Here is a 2005-nt window from a genome sequence, read left to right as displayed (position 1 = left end):
CACTTGGCCGAATAGATTGAACGACGCCGTTAAATTATTAGATAAATTAGAGAAAATCGCGGGGGAATCAAAATCACCCGACACTATAGGACAATATCTACAGGCACATGAAGCCTATATTGGAGCCGTTTCGCGCACATCCTCGAACGGTTGGCAGACCGCTCTAGGGTCGATTGATGGTAATATTCAACGCTATGACGCCCGAACTGAACCGCTGATTGAGAAATATTTACCTTGGCTACATGTCAACCGGGGTATCAGTTTGCGCCATGTTGGTCGCACCCCGGAGGCCCTCGCAGAACTCGACGGGGTTGTAAGCCGCTTTGGCTCCTCCCAAGCCGTCGATACCCTGCGCGCCGTTGCGACCGCCTTAAGCGAACAAGCTTATATTCAGCATCCTCACGCCCCGGAACTTGCCCGAAAGGCTTTAGAGGAGTTGGTCCGCCGCTTCGAGTCCCACCCGGCTCCAGGCTTGCAATCTCTCGTACAACTTGCCAAGCAACGCTTGCAGCGAGCTAATCAATCTGTTTCGGGGTAGATGCGTTTAGCGCCCCGCCCACCCTTAAAAATCCGAACACCGCCCGTTCTTTTCCCAATCGCCGAAGCGCGTCGGCTCCGGGCCTTGGGGGCCGCCGAATTCTTTTGGGGGTTTGGTCTCGGTCGGTTTGGTTTCCGGCGCGGGGGGGACGGGCGGCAGCGTTTCCGGTTTCGGTTTCTCAGACATCTCGGTTTTTTCGGGCATCGTCGCGGTCTCCGCTTCGGTTTTCTTGATTGAAGCACTAGCCTTCTTACATACAAGCCTAACCCAGGGGCGCAAGGGCTGCGTTTGCACGGTTGGACGGTTAGGGAGGCGTTTCACGATGAACGCGCGCACATTTTTGCTGCTGGCGGGGCTCACCGCCGTTTTCGGTGTTGTCGGCTATTTGATTGCCGGCCAGGGCGGCATGCTGATCGCGTTTTTGGTCGCCGCCGCGATGAATTTCTTCGCCTATTGGACGTCCGATTCGCTGGTGCTCAGCATGCACCACGCTCAGCCGCTCGCGCCGAACGACGCGCCGGAGCTCTATCAGATCGTCGCCGATCTGGCGCGCCGGGCGGAAATTCCCATGCCGCGCCTCTATTTGATGCACGAGGGCCAGCCAAACGCCTTTGCCACGGGGCGCAATCCTGAAAAAGGCGTGGTTGCCGTTACCTCGGGCCTCTTGGAGATTCTCGACCGCGACGAAATCGCCGCCGTCGTCGCCCATGAAATCGCCCATATCAAAAACCGCGACACGCTGACCATGACGATTACCGCAACGCTGGCGGGCGCGATTGGCATGCTGGCGAATTTCGCTATGATCCTTACCCCCTCCCACAATAACCGCGAGGGTGGCGGCGTGGGCGGCATCGGCGCGGTGATTTTGATGCTTTTGGCCCCGATTATGGCCATGCTGGTGCAAATGGCGATCTCGCGGACGCGCGAATATGAGGCCGATAAAACCGGCGCGTCGATTTGTGGCAACCCTGAAGCGCTCGCCACAGCCCTACAAAAGATTGAAGCCTATGCCCAAGGTCGCGTAAACCTGACAGCCGAACGCAACCCGGCCTCGGCCCATGTGTTCATCTACAATCCCTTGAGCGGGGCGGGGGCGGATAATCTGTTTTCCACCCACCCGTCGACGCAGAATAGAGTAACCCGACTAATGGCGCTTGTTTCCTCCTTAGCTGCACCCGTCCCGACAGGCTCGCCCTGGCGGGGCCGGGCCAAATCCGATGCTTCTCGCACTCGGAGGCCTTGGGGTTGAACGACCATTCGTCGGGCCGTCGGCCCCCCGGAAACCGCCCCGGCGGCAATCGTCCCGCAGGCGCGGGCGGCGGCGGAAAGCGTCCGCCCGGAGATCGACCTACGGCAATCGCCCCCAAGGCGACCGCCCTCAAGGGGATCGGCCCTACGGCAATCGTCCCCAGGGTGACCGTCCGCAGGGAGATCGACCTTACGGCAATCGCCCCCTAGGCGACCGCC

3 protein-coding genes are annotated in these 2005 nt (G+C 59.8%); 2 read left to right on the top strand and 1 reads right to left on the bottom strand.

The features are described 5' to 3' along the window. On the top strand, positions 1 to 538 hold a 538-nt coding region (locus VZ95_RS24035), incomplete at its 5' end, for a tetratricopeptide repeat protein (RefSeq protein ID WP_232302595.1). Between the two features lie 24 nt (positions 539 to 562). On the opposite strand, the gene VZ95_RS10150 is transcribed toward VZ95_RS24035, so the two are convergent. Then, positions 563 to 724 (bottom strand): DUF1674 domain-containing protein, encoded by a 162-nt coding sequence (locus VZ95_RS10150; RefSeq protein ID WP_156995225.1) that lies wholly within the window; start codon positions 722 to 724, stop codon positions 563 to 565. Positions 725 to 860: 136 nt separating this feature from the next. On the opposite strand from VZ95_RS10150, the gene htpX reads away from it, so the two are divergent. Then, the gene (gene htpX, locus VZ95_RS10145) at positions 861 to 1787 is read left to right on the top strand and encodes a zinc metalloprotease HtpX (protein ID WP_045775739.1); all 927 of its coding nucleotides are present in this window, start codon (positions 861 to 863) and stop codon (positions 1785 to 1787) included. Positions 1788 to 2005 lie beyond the last annotated feature (218 nt).

The organism is Elstera litoralis (assembly GCF_000963705.1).
In the GTDB taxonomy this organism is placed as follows: Bacteria; Pseudomonadota; Alphaproteobacteria; order Elsterales; family Elsteraceae; genus Elstera; species Elstera litoralis.
The sequence above is the reverse complement of the archived record's forward strand: the minus strand, read 5'-3'. Positions and strand labels throughout refer to the sequence as shown.

Bases quoted from the DNA above. Each gene is read 5' to 3' on its own strand.
- VZ95_RS10150 (WP_156995225.1), bottom strand. From the start codon at position 724: ATGTCTGAGAAACCGAAACCGGAAACGCTGCCGCCCGTCCCCCCCGCG.
- htpX (WP_045775739.1), top strand. From the start codon at position 861: ATGAACGCGCGCACATTTTTGCTGCTGGCGGGGCTCACCGCCGTTTTC.